Origin of the sequence: Mycobacterium sp. 4D054 (genome assembly GCF_052245755.1) — a bacterium.
Lineage (GTDB): Bacteria > Actinomycetota > Actinomycetes > Mycobacteriales > Mycobacteriaceae > Mycobacterium.
The window spans coordinates 127,416-142,129 of the sequence record NZ_JBQQCF010000006.1; the positions used below are offsets into that span (position 1 = coordinate 127,416).

The following is a 14,714-nucleotide window of genomic DNA, read 5'->3' on the forward strand; positions in this document are numbered from 1 at the left end:
GGTTCACGGCGTTACCGCCCGACCGCTTCGGCGGCGAAGTCGTGCGCCGCGCTTTCCAGCCCCGTCAGGTCGCGCACGACCCGGACACGGTCGCAGAACTCCGCGTACGCGGGAAGATCGCAGCTGCCCAACCCCCACGAGTACCGCGGCTCGGGGGTCAGCCACACGGTCTCGCGGGCGCGGCGGGTGATCTCCTCGAACGCGGCCAGGTTGGGGTCCTTGGCGTTGGTGCGGCCGTCGCCGAGCACCAGTACCGTGGTGCGCCGGGTGACCGCCGACGAGTGTTCGGCGAGGAATTCTCCGAACACGGCGCCGTAGTCGGAGTTTGCTGCCAGGTCGATGACGTCCCCGCCGAAGATCAGACCCAACGCCTTCTCACCGGGGTGGTCGCGGAACAGCTCGGTGGTCTCGGCGACGTCGGCGACGAACACGAACGAGCGCACCTGGGTGAACAGGTCCTGCAGCCCATGCACCAGGTTCAGCGTGAACCGCGAGGTGGCCCGCACCGACAGGCTCACATCGGCGAGCACCACCAGCCGCGGCCGGTCCTCGGCCCGCCGCACGGTGACCGGCACGAACGGGACGCCGTCGAAGCGCATGTTGCGCCGCATCGTCTGCCCGGGATCGACGCGGCCCGCGGCGGACGCGCGGCGCCGGTGGGTCAGCGCCCCGTGCAGCGTGCGGGCGAGCCGGCGCAGCGAGTCTTCGAGCTCGGCCCGCTCCCGCTCCCCGATCCGGTCGACGTGTGTCTCCCGTCGTTCCCGGCTTTCGACGATCTTGGTCTCCAGCGCCAGCAGCGCCTCCAGATGCCGTTTGAGGGCCTGCGGCAGGTTTTCCAGCACCCCCGCCAGCCGCCTGCGCAGCTCGGCCGCGGCCGCCAAATCGTCGTCACCGCCGTAACCGCTTTCGTCGTCCAGCCAGCCCAGCAGCGCCTCCTGTTCGGCGATGGTCAGCTCGGCGGCGCCGGGTGTGCCCGCGGCGGTCGCCAGATCCCCGGCCGCACCCGCCCCACCGAGGCGGTCGGTGGCGAGCTGGATCCGGTAGGAGTCGTCGGTGCCGTTGCGGCTGTCCTTGGAGAACGCGATCTCGTCGGTCAGCGCGGCCAGATCGATCTTGTTGGCTTCCTGGTGCAGGTTGTAGCGCTGCGCCAGGTCCTCCTGTTTGAAGTAGTCGCGGATGCTGGCCGGCTTGCCGTGCTCGTGGCCGGGTTCGGGTGTCTGGCTGGGCTCCTCGGACAGCGTGAAGGACTCCAGCTCACCGGTGTCGACGAGGTCGTCGTGGGCGTGGGAGTGCCCGTGGCCGTTCTGCTCGCCGCCGACGCGGACCAGGGAGAAGAACGCGTCGAAGATCTCGTCGAAGATCGGTTCGTCGCGCTGGTCCTTGACCAGGGCGACGCGCAGTGCGGTGCGCAACACGGCCCGGGACGACAACACCCCGGGCTGCCCCGCGCACCGCATCGCGTCCAGCGCCTCGGGTATCGAGACGCGCACCCCGCCCAGGCGCAGCAGCCTGACGAACCGGTGCAGGGTCGCCTCCATCGGCTACAGCGCCCGCCGCCGGCCCAGCGCCGCCGTCGTCGACTCCTTCTTCGGCGTGCCGTAATACCCGTCGGTGAACCGGCCGGGCTTGTCCTTCGCGGCGCGCACCGCACGTCCATCATCGCCATGGTGATGCTCGTGAGCATGGTCGTGATCGTGGCTGTGGCCATGAGGGTGGCCGCCATCGTGTGAATGCCCCAGAGAAGCAGGCACTTTGGCGTTCGGATCCACCAGCCGGGGCAGCGCGTCCAGCGCCTTGCGGACGTCCTTGTCGTACTTGACCACCACCGACACCGTGTCCGACAGTACCCGGGCGTCGAGTTCGTCGACGCCGAGCACGGCCAGCGTACGGGCCCAGTCGATGGTCTCGGAGATACTGGGCGCCTTCCGCAGTTCCAGCTCGCGGAGCCCGCGGACGATGTCGACGAGCTGCGCGGCCAGCGCATCGGTGAGCCCGGTGTTCTTGGACCGCACGATCTCCAGCTCGCGTTCGGCGGCCGGGTAGTCCAGGAACAGGTGCAGGCACCGGCGCTTCAACGCCGCCGCCAGATCACGGGTGTTGTTCGACGTCAGGATCACGTACGGGGCGTGCACGGCACGGAAGGTGCCGATCTCCGGTACCGAAACCTGGTATTCACCAAGCAGTTCCAGCAGTACCGCTTCCAGCGCCTCGTCCGCTCGGTCGATCTCATCGACCAACAGCACCACCGGCTCGGGTGAGCGCACCGCCTCCAGCAGCGGACGCGGCGCCAGGAACCGGTCGGAGAAGAACACGCTCTCCTGAGCGCCGATCCGGTCGACGGCCTCACCCAGATCGGCTGCATCCGAGACGATCTGGCCGATTTTCTCGCGCAGAATCTGGGTGTAGAGCAACTGTTTGCCGTAGTCCCACTCATAGAGCGCCTTGGTCTCGTCCTGGCCCTCGTAGCACTGCAACCGCAGCAGCCGGCGCCCGGTCGCCGCCGCCAGCACCTTGGCCAGCTCGGTCTTGCCGACCCCGGCCGGGCCCTCGATCAGCAGGGGCTTGTCGAGCCGGGTCTGCAGAAACACCGTGGTGGCCAGGCGCTCGTCGGCGATGTAGCCTTCGCCGGCGAGCGCCTCGCGCACGCGCTCCACCGAGTGAAACATGTCAGGGCAGCAGTTCGTCGAGATCGCCGTTCATGCAGTGCTCGACCACCGGGCGCACGGTGTCGAACGTGCACTCCTTGGCGTTCCCCGGGGTGCATGCGTCGCCGAGGACGTGGTTGGTGATGCGGTCCACGTCGGCCTTGTCGCCTTTGATCACCGGGGAGTTCTCGTAGTACTTGGTCGGGCCCAGGCCCAGCCGGTTCTTCGAGTAGCTGTCCTGCTTGACGTCGGTGAACTTCTCGATGATGTTCACGTCGCGCAGCAACCGGATCGCCGCGGCCAGCGCCGCGTCGGCGGCCTGCACATCGGTCATGCCGTAGGTGTCCACACCCATCGCCGCCGCGATGTCGGCGAACCGCTTGTAGGCCACCGGCATGTTGAACGCCCACACCCGGGGCAGGGCGATCGCATTGTTGAGCCCGTGGTGGGTGTCGTAGAACGCGCTGACCGCGTGCGAGATCGAGTGGATGATCCCCAGCCCGCCGGAGTTGAACGCCTGCGCGGCGATGTACTGCGCGTACATCATTCCTTCGCGGCCCTTGAGATCGGTTCCGTTCCAGGTGGCTTCGCGCAGGTTCTCGGCGGTCAGCTTGATCGCGCGGATCGCGTTGCCCAGCGACGGTTCGAAGTTCAGCCGTGAGACGTAGGGCTCCGAGGCGTGCGCGAGCACATCGAATCCGCACTGAGCGGTGTAGTCCATCGGGCACTCGTAGTACAGCACCGGGTCGTCGATGGCCAGGGTGGCCACCGACGCGTCGTCGAACGCGACGTACTTGTGCGGATTGTCCGGGTCGGTGGTGGTGTCGGTGATGACGTAGGCCCAGGACGTCTCCGATCCGGTGCCCGCGGTGGTCGAGATCGCGATGTGCGGGGGGTTCTTCGGGTTCTCGCTCTTGTTGAAGCCCTCGAAGTCGTTGACGTTGCGGCCGTCGTGCGCGATCGAGATCCGGGCGCCCTTACACGCGTCGTGGGTGGACCCGCCGCCGATGGAGACGAAGCTGTCGCATTCGTTGTCCTGGTAGAGCTTCACCGCGTCCATGACGTTGTAGTCCTTGGGATTGGACTCGACCTGGTCGTAGACGACGACCTCGAGGCCGTGCCACTTCAGCGACTCCGCCATGTTGTGCACGATGTCGGTGCCGCGCAGACCCGACGACATCAGCAGGACGCGCTTGAAGCCCATCTTGAGCGCTTCCGGTCCGACCATCTCGTGGGCTCCAGGGCCCATCATGGCGCGGGGGAACGGGTGAAACTCCTTGATGGGGAAGGGCTTGAGGAGGTCTTCGACCTTCATGGCTGGTCCTCTCTGGCGATGCAGCACGTGTCGGCCACCAAAGTAGGCACGCAACTGTGAGCCACGGAACAGCTCGAGAGCAAGACCGAATCCTCGGACAGCCCAAGTGCGAACGACCGGGCAGTGCCCGGCCTACCCGGTCGGAGAGGTTCCGGCGCGCTTCGGTTTCCGGACGGTGTCGCGTGCGTCGCCCGGGTCCTCGTCGGACTCGTCGTCGTCGAGCATCGTCGCCTCGTCGAACGGACGGTCACCGTCGAGCACCTGGTTGAGTCGCTCGCTGTCCACCGTTGCGGTCCACGATCCGACGAGCAGGGTGGCCACGGCGTTGCCGGAGAAGTTGGTGAGCGCGCGCGCCTCGGACATGAAGCGGTCGATGCCGACGATGATGCCGACGCCGTCGAGCAGTTCGGGCCGGTGGCTCTGCAGCCCGGCGGCCAGGGTGGCCAGGCCGGCGCCGCTGACGCCCGCCGCGCCCTTGGACGCGATGATCATGAACGCCAGCAGGCCCACCTGTTCGGGAATCGACAGCGGGTCGCCGAGCGCGTCGGCGATGAACAGCGAGGCCATCGTCAAGTAGATCGCGGTGCCGTCGAGGTTGAACGAGTACCCCGTCGGCACCACGATGCCGACGGTAGCGGGCTTCACCCCGGCGTGCTCCATCTTGGCGATCAGCCGCGGCAGCGCCGATTCCGACGACGACGTCGCGACGATCAGCAGGTATTCCCGGGCCAGGTAGCGGACCAGCTTGAAGATCGAGACCCGGGCCACCGTCCACAGCAGCGCGCCGAGCACCCCGAAGATGAAGATCACACAGGTGAGGTAGAACGCCGCCATGAGCACGCCGAGTTGGATCACGGCGTCGAAGCCGGTGTCGCCCACGACTTCGGCGATAGCGCCGAACGCGCCGATCGGCGCCAGCCACAGCACCCCGATCAGAATCCGGAACACCAGCTTCTGCAGTGCCTCGACCCCGCGCAGCAGGCCCTCCCCGGCCGCGCCCATGCCCTGGATGGCGAACCCGACGAGCAGCGCGACGAACAGCGCCTGCAGCACGTTGCCCTCGGTGACGGCGGAGAACAGCGTGGACGGGATGATGTCGGAAATGAAGTCCATTGTGCCGCCGGATGATTCGGCCTCACCGGCGAGTTCTGCGCCCTTACCGGGATCGTGGGGTACGTTGAGTCCGGTGCCGGGGCTGATCAGGTTGCCGACCACCAACCCGATGGCCAGCGCGACCGTCGACATGATCAGGAAGTAGGTGATCGCCAGGCCGCCGACCTTGCCCACCGAGGCGGCGGCCCGGACCTTGCCGATACCGATCACGACAGTGCAGAAGATGACCGGGACGATCATCATCTTGATCAGCTTGACGAACAGTTCGCCGAGCACGCCCAGCGAGGCCGCCGTCTCGGGGGCGAGCAGCCCGACGACGATGCCGGCGACGACCGCGACGATCACCAGGATGTAGAGCCAGTGGGTGCGGTCGCGCTTGGCCTTCTTCGGCGTTTTCCCGGATCCCGGTTCGTCGGCCCTGGTGGCAGTCATGGTCGTGATCCCCTCCGCGCGTGGTGAGGCTGGGATAACCAGATGCGCGGCGGATCACACACGCCCTTGACCACCGGGTGCGCCGGTGCTTGAATCCGAACAACGTTCGAAACAGAACAGTGTTCGAAAGGCGCATGGTGGCACGGACCCGCAGAACTGGCGCGTCGCTGCCCTACGGCGCGCTCGACCGCGACCACCTGGTCAAGCACCTGCTCGAGCTGGCGCGCCGGGTCGGGGTCGAGAACGTCACGATGCGCGCGCTGGCCGCCGAGGCGGGCACCTCTGCGTCGTCGGTGTACTACCACGTCAAGGACAAGGCCGCGCTGCTCGATCTGCTCGCCGAATCGGTGATCGAGAGCATCGCCGTTCCTGTCGACGGCGACTGGGAGCAGCGCACCCGGATGCTCTACACCAACGCGTGGAAGGTCATGATCGACATCCCGGGGGTGGCCGCCATGCTGCAGCAGCGTCCGCTGACCGGGGCCGCCGACGCGATGGACCGCACCGTGCGCCAGATCATGGCCGAATCCGGTTGGCCCGCAGACGAGGTCGCAGCCGCCCACGTGGTGCTCTACATCCACCTGCTCGGATCGGTGCAGCTGGAGCATCACCTGCGCCACCGCGGGTTGGGGGTCACCCCCGCCGACGGTGCGGAGTCGGTGTTCCAGCACGGGCTGCAGGTCATCCTCGCCGGGCTGCGCAGCCGTCACACCGAGACATCCCGCGCCGCACCATGACCGAGGAGAGCTGATGCCGCAGACGTCCCACCCGCTGCATTCACCGGCGTTCTACGCGGGTGACCCGTTCCCCGCCTACCGCGAGCTGCGCGCCACCGACCCGGTGTGCTGGAACGACGAACACCAATTCTGGGCCCTGCTCAAATACGAGGACATCCGTTACGTCTCGACGAATCCGGCGCTGTTCTCGTCGGCCCGAGGCATCACCGTCCCTGACCCGGCGATCGAGAATCCGGTGCTGGACGGCAGCCTGATCTTCACCGATCCGCCGCGGCACCGCCAGCTGCGCAAGCTGATCAACTCGGGCTTCACCCGCCGCCAGGTGGCGATCCTGGAACCCAAGCTGCGCAGGTTCGCCCGGCACGCGCTCGACGCGATCGACCCGTCGGGCACCGAGTTCGCCGAACAGGTGGCCGCACCGCTGCCGACCCGGATGATCGCCGAACTGCTCGGCGCTCCCGACGAGGACTGGGAGCAGTTCCGCACCTGGTCGGACGCGACGGTCGGCATGGACGACCCGGACGTCGAGCTGGACACCTTCGCCGCGCTGGGCGAGCTGTACCAGTATTTCGAAGTGCAGATCGCGCGCCGCCGCGACGGCTCCCTGCGCGACTCCGACGACCTGCTGTCGGTGCTGGTGGCCGCCGAGGTCGACGGGGTGCGGCTCACCGATCAGGACCTCCTGCAGTTCTGCCTGCTGCTTTTGGTGGCGGGCAACGAGACCACCCGCAACCTGATCGCGCTCGGCACGCTGGCGCTCATCGAGCACCCCGACCAGTTCCAGCTGCTGCGGGATCGGCGCGAGCTGGTGCCGACGGCGGTCGAAGAGCTGCTGCGTTACACCTCGCCGGTGGCGAACATGACGCGGTGCGCCACCCGTGACGTCGAGATCCGGGGGCGCCTGATCCGCGAGGGTCAGTACGTGACCATGCTGTACGGGTCGGCGAATCGTGACGAAGACGTGTTCGGGCCCACCGCAGAGCAGCTCGACATCACCCGAAACCCGAACCCGCACCTGGCTTTCGGCTGCGGCGAACACTCCTGCCTGGGCGCGCAGCTGGCGCGCCTGGAAGCCCGCGTGCTGTTCGACGAACTGCTGGACCGGTTCGACCACATCGAACTGGACGGCGCGGTACTGCGGATGCAGGCCACCATGGTGCCGGGAGTGCGACAGATGCCGGTGCGGTTGCGTACTTCCGCGGCCGAGCCGGACACCGTCAGCGTGTGACCGCGGTGAGCGCCTTGGCCACGGCGTCCAGGTCGGCGTCGGTGACGTCGACGTGCGGCGAGATCCGCAGCGCCGGGTGGCGCATCTCGCGAGGCGCACGTTCGGTGCCCAGATAAGTCGTCACGATCTGGTGCTCGGCGATCAGCTGGGCACGCACCGTCATCGGGTCGGCGCCGTCGGTCGCCTCCAAGGTGGTGATCGCACTGGGCTCATCGACATGCTCGACGACCCGCCAGCCCGGCACGTCGGCCAATGCCGCGCGGGTGAGCGCGCCGACCTCCCGCAGCCGGGCCTGCACCGCAGCGGGACCGGCCGCGACGTGCTCGCCCACCGCAACCGAAAAGCTCACGTGCAGGCCGACGTTCGTCTCGGCACGCTCCAGCCTGGTCACCGTGTCCTCCGACAGCAGGCCCGGACGGGTGGCCAGCACGCCGACCCCGCGGGGACCGGCCGTCCACTTCCGCGACGACGAATACACCGCGTCGGCACCGATCCCGGTGAGGTCGAGGTGCGCGAAACCCTGAGCCGCATCGACAATCAGCGGGATGCCGTGCCCCCGGCATGCCAGCGCCATGTCGTGCACCGGTTGCACGATGCCGCGGTGACTGCCCAGCACGGTGAAGTGCACCAGTGCCGGCAGGTGCGACGACAACGCGGCTCCGACCGCGTTGACATCGAGCCGGCCGAACTCGTCGACCGGAAGCACCTCGACACGGAACCCGTTGCGCGCCATGATCGCCAGGTTCGGACCGAACTCACCGCGCAGGCAGGCCAGCGTGCGTTCCCCCGGCCAGTCCCTGAGCAGGACATCGAGCGCGTGGTGGGACCCGGTGGTGAAATGGACTGCGGCGTCGGCCATCCCGGTCAGTGCCCGCACCGCCGTGCGGCCGGCGTCCAGTACCGGCGCGGCCGCCTCGGCGGCGACGTACCCGCCGACCTCGGCCTCGTGGCGGGTATGCTGGGCCGCAGCGTCGATGGCGGCCGTGCTCTGGCGGGAACAGGCCGCGCTGTCGACGTGGACACCCGCCATCGGCGGCCGTGCCGCGCGCCAGGTGTCGGCGAGACTCACTTGACCGCCAGCGACAGGCCGAAGTCCCCGGCCTCGTCGGTCCACCACCGGGTCCGGCGCAGGCCGGCGGCGGCGAGTTCCCGCTCGACGCCGGACGGCCGGAACTTGCACGACACCTCGGTCAGCATCTGCTCACCGGCCGCGAACTCGACGTCCAGATCCAGCATCGGAATGCGCACGCTCTGTGGGCGCGTCGACCGCAGCCACATCTCGATGCGTTCCTCCTGTCCATTCCAGAGCGCGACGTGTTCGAACGCGTCGAGGTCGAAGTCGGCGCCCAGCTCGCGGTTCACCACAGCGAGCACATTGCGGTTGAAACGTGCTGTCACGCCGGCACTGTCGTCGTAGGCACGCACCAACCGGCCGGTGTCCTTGACCAGGTCGGTGCCCAGCAGCAGCGTGTCGCCGGGCCGCATGAACGCGGCCACCGCGGTGAGGAACGCCGCGCGCGGTTCCGGGGTGAGGTTGCCGATCGTCGAACCCAGGAACGCCACCAGGCGCCGGCCCACCGCCGGGATCTCACCCAGGTGCTCCTCGAAGTCGCCGCACACGGCGTCGACCTCGACGCCGGGATATTCGCGCTGGATCGCCGCGCCCGCCTCCTGAAGCACGGAGGCGTCCACGTCGAACGGGATGAAGCGGTGCAGCGCCCCGCGGTCGCGCAGCGCGTCGAGCAGGGTGCGCGTCTTCTCCGACGTTCCGCTGCCGAGCTCCACCAGGGTGTCCGCCCCGGAGACCTCGGCGATCTCGGCGGCGCGGGCCCGCAGGATCTGTGCCTCCGCGCGGGTCGGGTAGTACTCCGGCAGCCGGGTGATCTGATCAAACAGATCGCTGCCCACGGCGTCGTAAAACCATTTCGGCGGAAGCGTTTTCGGGTACCGGGTCAGGCCGTGCCGCACGTCGCGGCGCAACGCCTCCTCGGCGGCGTCGGCGGCGAGATGGTTGGTCAGGGACAAAGACGGAGGCGACATCACGATCCTTTCAGCGGGGTCAGGTGCACGTGTGTGCCTTCGACTTCGACGAGGTGACGATCCGGAACCTCCTGCCAGGCCGGGTTGTCGTCGTAGGGTTCACTGGCGAGCACCACGCCGTCGTCGCGGCGCAGGACCGACAACGTGTCACCCCAGGTGGTGGCCAGCAGCCGGGAACCATTGCCGGCCAGGATGTTCAGGCGTGCGTTCGGGTCGTGGGCGGCCACCTCTGCCACGGTGTCGCCGAGTGCGTCCATGCCGCGGTCGAAGATCAGTGCCGCGAGCAGCGCGCTGTCGTTGACCGACTCGGCGTGCGGCGAGGCCGGCAGCACCGACCGGTCGACGAGCCCGTTGTGGGACAGCAGCCAGGCGCCGTCGGTGAACGGTGCCGACGCCGAGGCCTCGATGGGCATGCCCACGCTGGCGGACCGCACGGCGGCGACTACGCAGCCGCTGCGCAGCGCCGGGGCCACGGACGCGAACGACGTGTCACCCCACAGCGGTGCGGCGCTGCGCCAGCGTCGTGCCACCGGGCCGTCGAAAAAGCCCACACCCCAGCCGTCGGCGTTCATCAACCCGTGCTTCTGTCGGCGCGGCGAATACGATTGCACCAGTAGTCCCGAGGGTGGCTCGAGCACCAGCGACGCGATCGAGACGGGATCACCGAGCCAGCCCAGGTGCCTACACATCCCACACCAGCCGCACGCCGGAGAAGATCTGCCTGCGGATCGGGTGATCCCAGTTACGGAAACTGGGGCGCAGGATGTTCGGCGCCACCGCCCACGACCCACCGCGCAGCACCCGGTACTCGCCGGACGCGGTGCCGTCGAAGAACGGCTGCGAATACTGCTCGTAGATCATCGGCGTGAAGCCGGGCCACGGCCGCAGCGACGACGTCGTCCACTCCCACACGTCGCCGAGCATCTGCTCGGCTCCGTAGGCCGACGCGCCGTGCGGGTAGGCGCCGACGGGCGCCGGGCGCAGCGCTGCACCGCCGAGGTTGGCGATGTCGGTGGTGGGTTCGGTTGTCCCCCAGGGATATCGCCGCCTGGTCCCGCTCACCGGGTCCCAGGCGCAGGCCTTCTCCCACTCGATCTCGGTGGGCAGTCGGGCGCCGGCCCACGCCGCGTACGCCTCGGCCTCGTAGTAGGTGACGTGCTGGACGGGCTCATCCCCCGGGATGTCCTCGACGTGCCCGAAGCGGGTGCGGGTACCCGCCAGGGTTCCGGCGTTCCAGAACAGCGGGGCGGTCAGGCCGGCCTGCCGGCAGTGCGCCCAGCCCGCGTCCGACCACCACCGCGGCTGCTGATAGCCGCCGTCGTCGACGAACTGCTGCCACTCGGCGTTGGTGACCGGCACGCGGCCGATGCGGAAGGCGGGCACGTCGACGATGTGTGCGGGCCGCTCGTTGTCCAGCGAGAACGGTTCGGTCAGTGCGTCGACGCCCAGCACGAACTCACCGGCCGGAACCAGGACCGAGCTGCCGGCCACCCCGGCCCGGCCGGCCGGCAGCTCGGTTCCCCGATCGAGGATCGGCGCACCGGACCGCAGGCTCAGGGCCTGCAGCATGGTCTCGTCGTGCTGATTCTCGTGGCTGACCACCAACCCGAACGTGAAGGCGTCGGGGTGGTCCTCGGGCAGCGCGTCCAGCGCGTCGAGCACCTTGCCGCGCACCGTCGCGCAGTAGCTGCGTGCGTCGGTCGGCGGCAGCAGCGGCAGGTCGACGCGGCTGGCGCGGGAGTGCACGAAGGCGTCGTAGAGATCGTTGACCTGCGGGGAAAGCAGCCCGGGTCGGTTCGGGTCACCGCCGCGCAGCAGCCACAGCTCCTCTTGCTGGCCGATGTGGGCGAGGTCCCAGACCAGCGGGCTCATCAGCGGGTCGTACTGGCGCCGCAATTCGGCATCGTCGAAGTCGACCAGCCGCAGCGTGCGGTCCCTGGCCCTGGTCAGTTCGCCGGCGAGTACCTCGCGTGTCGTCACAACTCCCCTTGTGCCAGTGCGGTGACCGCGGGCGCGATCCCGTACGCCACCACACGGTCGGCGAAATCGTCGGCCGGGCAGCGACCCTGTTCCACCGAACGTACGAGCATCGCCATCGATTCCTCGAGTCGGGTGGGTGCGCGTTCGGCCGCGGCCTGCACGCACCGCACGGCGGCGCGTCGCAGCCGGCGGTCCTGCAGTCCGAGTTGGGCGGCACGGTCCCATGCGGTGGCCACCGGCTCGGTGGCCTCGGCGGCGATGTCGGCCGCCGCCGGATCGTCCAGCAGCGTGTTCAGCGTGAACACCACGGCGGGCCACACTGGATCCGGGACGCTGTCGAGGTAGCGCACCTCCAGAAAGCCACGGGGCCGCACCGGCGGAAACAGCGTGGTGAGGTGATAGTCGAGGTCGGCGGCGGTCGGCCTGCGGTTCCCGAGCAGCACCCGCCCGTCGGCCCAGTCGGCGAACGGCACCCAGTCGGTGACCGGCACCGGATCCGGGTTGTGCACCAGCATCACCGGCGCGCGCAGCGCGTAGCGCGCCCAGTCGCTGGCAGGGTCGGCACCGCTGGCCCCGAGGATCGGCCCGCACCGGGCGGAATCCAGGCGGCTCCAGACCAGTTGCCGAGTGGACTGCCAACCGGTGAAGTCGTGGCCGAGGATCGGCGAGTTCGCGGTGACCGCGATCATCGTGGGCCCGAGCGCGTGCGCCAGCCGCACCCGGTCGGCCCAGCCCGGCTGCGGGCCCGCCTCGACGTTCACCTGCACCGAGGCGGTCGAGGTCATCATCGCCGCTCCGGCGGCCGGGGTGCCGCTGGCCCGGAAGAACGTCTCCATCGCCGCGTACCGGGCGCCGGGGTTGACCCGCTCGGCAGGCCGCAGCGGGTCCGCGCCCAGCAGCGCCAGCCCGAGCCCGTTCCGGCCGAACGCGTCCCGAAGCACCGCCCGGTCCGCGGCCATCGCCGCCACCGCGGCGGCCACGCCGCCGGCGGGGGGACCCGACAACTCCACCGCCCCGCCGGGTTCGACAGTGACCAGGCTGCCGCCCGGCAGTGGGGGCAGCGCGGCGATGATCGCCGTGAGTTCGTCCCAGCCGGGCCTGCGTCGGAGATCGGCCAGGTCGTAGCAGTGGGCCTCGATCTCCAGGCCCACCGGCCCCACCGGACTGTCCGTCAGGCACCGGTCGACGATGCGGTGTGCCGCCATTTCCGCGCTGGTCAGTGAATCCACGCGTGGTCCGGCGACCTCGCCGGACGCCATGGTGCTTGCCATCAGCCACCCCCTCCGGGTGTGGAACGGTCGCTGCCCTCTCCTATCTTCCAGAGCGGACCGACAAAGTCCCGCGATTTAACCGGTGACGCCTGGATGACATCTGCGCGACTTATTGCCCCAGCGTGTTCTGCATCGCGCCGGCCAGCACGTTGACCGCCGGGCCGCCGTTGCCCGATTGGCACACCTTTGCTTGCAGCAGCACGTTCTCCCGCAGCCGGGTGGTGACGAAGCACCGGCGGTCGGTGCCGGCCTCCTGCTTGACCCAGTTCGCGTCGGTGGCGGTGGTCGGGCCGCCGGTGAACGTCCACACCTGGGTGGTGACGTTGTCCAGGTGCATCGCCGTGGTCTGGCCGTCGCAGCCGACCGTGCGGTCCACGAGCCGGTAGAACGCGCGGTCGGCGGCCTCGGCGGTCGCGAAGACCCCGACCGCCTGCTTGACGAAATGTGCCATGTCGGTGGGCGACTCGTGGGTGGTGGCGCCGTTGAACGCCGCGAGGTCGGGGTCGTTGTACACCTCGGGCAGTCCGATGTCAGCCCAGTTGTTACAGACCGGGTTGTCCACCCAGAACGCCTGGAAGGGGCGGGTGAACACGGACTCGAACCGCAGGCGGGCGCCGACGATGTTGCCGACCGCGCCCTTGCTCATCACCGCGTAGTTCACGACGCCGGGATCCGACGGACGCGCCTGTGCGGGGGCTGCCGACGCCACCGACATCGCCATGACGGCCGCGGCGACCGCCGCGGCCGACACGTCAGTCCTTCCGATGCTCATTCACCCGATCATGCCAGCCGGCCCTCGCCGGCATGCCCGTCGAGAAATATGCCGAACGGATCCTCGTAGCGGCGCCAGTCCTGTGGCTGCTGCATCTCGTCGTCCGTGAGCAGCGCTGCGCCGAGCGCGTCGCGGATCTCGGCGGGCTGCGCTCCGCACACCAGCACGGTCATCGAGGTATGCCGATCCCCGTGCCGGTAGTCCCAGATCAGGTCCGCCATCGCGCGTCGCTCCGGGGCTACATAGGCGACCTCACGAGAAGTCATGGCCGCCAGCCACTTTCCCGCCGGTGTGACACGCAGTCCGCCGCCGGCCGACTCCAGCCACACCACCTGCTCGGGTCGCGTGGCCAGCCACAGCCGCCCCTTGGTGCGGACCACCCCTTCAAGGAGGAGATCGACCGCCGTATGGAGCCGGGCAGGATGGAAGGGACGCCGGGACCCGAACTCCATGAGGCCGATCCCGCCTGTCGGAGCGAGCGGGGGCTGACCCGACAGCAGCGACCCGTGAGGATCGTCGATACGGCCGCGTCGTGCCTGCGGCTCCAGGTGCGCCAGCGCCTGGTTCAGCCGCTCGGTGCCGACAGCGACGCGGGCTGCTGGGGTCAGCCGCCGGACGACGGCGAGGGTCTCCGGTTCGGGCCGGTTCAGGACGACCACGTCGGAGAACTCGACCTGTCCGACGACCACCTGGGCCACGGTGCGGCCGTCGTCGAGTTCGGCGTCGCCGAGGGCTTGCGGGAGCCAGGTCACGGTGTCCACCGTGGTCACGACGGCCGCCACCGTCACGTCCCGCGCCGCCCGGGAGTGGCCGAGGACGAAGCACACCGGCTCCGGCTCCATCCACGGCGCCAGACGCACGGCGATTCGGTCCACGCCAGGTGTGCGGTGCAACCGGGTGAGGTGCGCGATCAGGTCTTCACGCACGGTGCAGTGCACGCAGCACCTGGTGAGCTCGAGCACCGCGTCCTCGACGACAGGCACCCCGTCGGAGACGACGGTGGTACTGCGGTGCACCACGTGCCCGTCGAACCGGTGCTCCACCCACGCCGTTCCGGCGTCACCCAGGAGCACATCGGCGACCCCGTCGGTGTCGCTCTGTCCCGTCACGACGACGACCGGCGTGCGCATCCGCATCTGACCTCCTCTAATGGGAATGATTTTCAATAAGCTCCCGATCAC

13 protein-coding genes are annotated in these 14,714 nt (G+C 69.2%); 2 read left to right on the forward strand and 11 right to left on the reverse strand.

Translation table 11 applies throughout. The features are described from left to right. Positions 1–11 precede the first annotated feature (11 nt). From ACTWP6_RS07300 to ACTWP6_RS07315, 4 genes are all read right to left on the reverse strand, one after another. Positions 12–1,538, reverse strand: coding sequence for a VWA domain-containing protein (locus ACTWP6_RS07300; RefSeq protein ID WP_443187236.1), 1,527 nt, complete (start codon positions 1,536–1,538; stop codon positions 12–14). Between the two features lie 3 nt (positions 1,539–1,541). Next, positions 1,542–2,666 (reverse strand): AAA family ATPase, encoded by a 1,125-nt coding sequence (locus ACTWP6_RS07305; protein ID WP_443187237.1) that lies wholly within the window; start codon positions 2,664–2,666, stop codon positions 1,542–1,544. 1 nt (position 2,667) lies between these two features. After that, positions 2,668–3,960: an NDMA-dependent methanol dehydrogenase gene (gene mdo, locus ACTWP6_RS07310; RefSeq protein ID WP_443187238.1), complete on the reverse strand. Its 1,293-nt coding sequence runs from the start codon at positions 3,958–3,960 to the stop codon at positions 2,668–2,670. A 132-nt stretch (positions 3,961–4,092) separates the two neighbouring features. Further along, on the reverse strand, positions 4,093–5,505 hold the full coding sequence (locus ACTWP6_RS07315) for a cation:dicarboxylate symporter family transporter (RefSeq protein ID WP_443187239.1): 1,413 nt from the start codon (positions 5,503–5,505) through the stop codon (positions 4,093–4,095). Positions 5,506–5,639: 134 nt separating this feature from the next. Between ACTWP6_RS07315 and ACTWP6_RS07320 the strand changes: the two genes are divergently transcribed. Together ACTWP6_RS07320 and ACTWP6_RS07325 are read left to right on the forward strand one after the other, a co-directional pair. After that, positions 5,640–6,242, forward strand: a complete 603-nt coding sequence (locus ACTWP6_RS07320; RefSeq protein ID WP_443187240.1) for a TetR family transcriptional regulator — start codon at positions 5,640–5,642, stop codon at positions 6,240–6,242. Positions 6,243–6,255: 13 nt separating this feature from the next. Next, a complete protein-coding gene (locus ACTWP6_RS07325; protein ID WP_443187241.1) occupies positions 6,256–7,470 on the forward strand; it encodes a cytochrome P450 in 1,215 nt (404 codons plus the stop codon). On the opposite strand, the gene egtE is transcribed toward ACTWP6_RS07325, so the two are convergent. The 7 genes from egtE to mrf form a co-directional block, all read right to left on the reverse strand. Continuing rightward, positions 7,460–8,500: an ergothioneine biosynthesis PLP-dependent enzyme EgtE gene (egtE, locus tag ACTWP6_RS07330; RefSeq protein ID WP_443187262.1), complete on the reverse strand. Its 1,041-nt coding sequence runs from the start codon at positions 8,498–8,500 to the stop codon at positions 7,460–7,462. The genes ACTWP6_RS07325 and egtE overlap by 11 nt on opposite strands. Before the next feature lie 35 nt (positions 8,501–8,535). Then, entirely contained in the window at positions 8,536–9,510 is a 975-nt protein-coding gene (egtD, locus tag ACTWP6_RS07335) for an L-histidine N(alpha)-methyltransferase (RefSeq protein WP_260755686.1), read from the reverse strand. Further along, positions 9,510–10,199, reverse strand: a complete 690-nt coding sequence (gene egtC, locus ACTWP6_RS07340; protein WP_260755687.1) for an ergothioneine biosynthesis protein EgtC — start codon at positions 10,197–10,199, stop codon at positions 9,510–9,512. The genes egtD and egtC overlap by 1 nt, the downstream gene beginning before the upstream one ends. Continuing rightward, positions 10,192–11,490, reverse strand: a complete 1,299-nt coding sequence (egtB, locus tag ACTWP6_RS07345) for an ergothioneine biosynthesis protein EgtB (protein WP_443187242.1) — start codon at positions 11,488–11,490, stop codon at positions 10,192–10,194. Before egtB ends, egtC begins: the two co-directional genes overlap by 8 nt. Then, complete coding sequence (gene egtA, locus ACTWP6_RS07350) at positions 11,487–12,761, reverse strand: ergothioneine biosynthesis glutamate--cysteine ligase EgtA (protein WP_443187243.1); 1,275 nt, start codon at positions 12,759–12,761, stop codon at positions 11,487–11,489. The genes egtB and egtA overlap by 4 nt, the downstream gene beginning before the upstream one ends. Positions 12,762–12,870: 109 nt before the next feature. Then, positions 12,871–13,482, reverse strand: coding sequence for a sensor domain-containing protein (locus ACTWP6_RS07355; RefSeq protein WP_396885342.1), 612 nt, complete (start codon positions 13,480–13,482; stop codon positions 12,871–12,873). Between the two features lie 59 nt (positions 13,483–13,541). Next, a complete protein-coding gene (gene mrf, locus ACTWP6_RS07360) occupies positions 13,542–14,663 on the reverse strand; it encodes a ribosome hibernation factor-recruiting GTPase MRF (RefSeq protein ID WP_443187263.1) in 1,122 nt (373 codons plus the stop codon). Positions 14,664–14,714: the final 51 nt, after the last annotated feature.

Excerpts from the sequence above, each read along its gene's own strand:
- egtD (WP_260755686.1), bottom strand. The coding sequence starts at position 9,510 with ATGTCGCCTCCGTCTTTGTCCCTGACCAACCATCTCGCCGCCGACGCC.
- egtE (WP_443187262.1), bottom strand. The coding sequence starts at position 8,500 with ATGGCGGGTGTCCACGTCGACAGCGCGGCCTGTTCCCGCCAGAGCACG.
- ACTWP6_RS07355 (WP_396885342.1), bottom strand. The coding sequence starts at position 13,482 with ATGGCGATGTCGGTGGCGTCGGCAGCCCCCGCACAGGCGCGTCCGTCG.
- ACTWP6_RS07300 (WP_443187236.1), bottom strand. The coding sequence starts at position 1,538 with ATGGAGGCGACCCTGCACCGGTTCGTCAGGCTGCTGCGCCTGGGCGGG.
- ACTWP6_RS07320 (WP_443187240.1), top strand. The coding sequence starts at position 5,640 with ATGGTGGCACGGACCCGCAGAACTGGCGCGTCGCTGCCCTACGGCGCG.
- egtA (WP_443187243.1), bottom strand. The coding sequence starts at position 12,761 with ATGGCAAGCACCATGGCGTCCGGCGAGGTCGCCGGACCACGCGTGGAT.
- ACTWP6_RS07305 (WP_443187237.1), bottom strand. The coding sequence starts at position 2,666 with ATGTTTCACTCGGTGGAGCGCGTGCGCGAGGCGCTCGCCGGCGAAGGC.
- mrf (WP_443187263.1), bottom strand. The coding sequence starts at position 14,663 with ATGCGCACGCCGGTCGTCGTCGTGACGGGACAGAGCGACACCGACGGG.
- mdo (WP_443187238.1), bottom strand. The coding sequence starts at position 3,960 with ATGAAGGTCGAAGACCTCCTCAAGCCCTTCCCCATCAAGGAGTTTCAC.
- ACTWP6_RS07325 (WP_443187241.1), top strand. The coding sequence starts at position 6,256 with ATGCCGCAGACGTCCCACCCGCTGCATTCACCGGCGTTCTACGCGGGT.
- ACTWP6_RS07315 (WP_443187239.1), bottom strand. The coding sequence starts at position 5,505 with ATGACTGCCACCAGGGCCGACGAACCGGGATCCGGGAAAACGCCGAAG.
- egtC (WP_260755687.1), bottom strand. The coding sequence starts at position 10,199 with ATGTGTAGGCACCTGGGCTGGCTCGGTGATCCCGTCTCGATCGCGTCG.